The 389-nt window shown below is 58.6% G+C and carries 1 protein-coding gene; it reads right to left on the reverse strand.

Annotated features, from left to right (window positions below; translation table 11 throughout):
• Positions 1–47: 47 nt before the first annotated feature.
• Positions 48–389: IS30 family transposase (locus AC6CIG_RS29745; protein WP_498324393.1), on the reverse strand; the 342-nt coding region annotated here is incomplete at its 5' end.

The raw sequence follows: 389 nt of genomic DNA on the forward strand, positions 1-389 counted from the left end.
GGGAGAATCTAATCCAAGTGCAACATTGACGGGTGAAGAGTAGGGCACTACGCGCATTCGCGCAAATGCGCCATGAAGACCTCGGTGGGCGTTCGATAGCCCAAGCACTTGCGCGGGAGCGCATTCATATGTTGGGCGAGGGCGACGAGCTGTTGCTGACTGACAGCGGAGAGATCGGTATCGCCAGGCATGAAGCGGCGGATGCGCTTGTTGGTGTTTTCCACGGCACCTTTCTGCCAAGGCGCACTGGGGTCGCAGAACCAGCTCCGCGCGCCGATGCCCTCTTCCAAAGCCCTGAATCCGGCAAACTCCGTGCCGCGATCAAAGGTGAAGCTCTGCCGGGCAAAGGCTGGCAAGGGAGAGAACGTTTCGATGATCTTGTCCATGAT

The sequence above is a fragment of the Sinorhizobium sp. GQ132 genome (assembly GCF_059758575.1).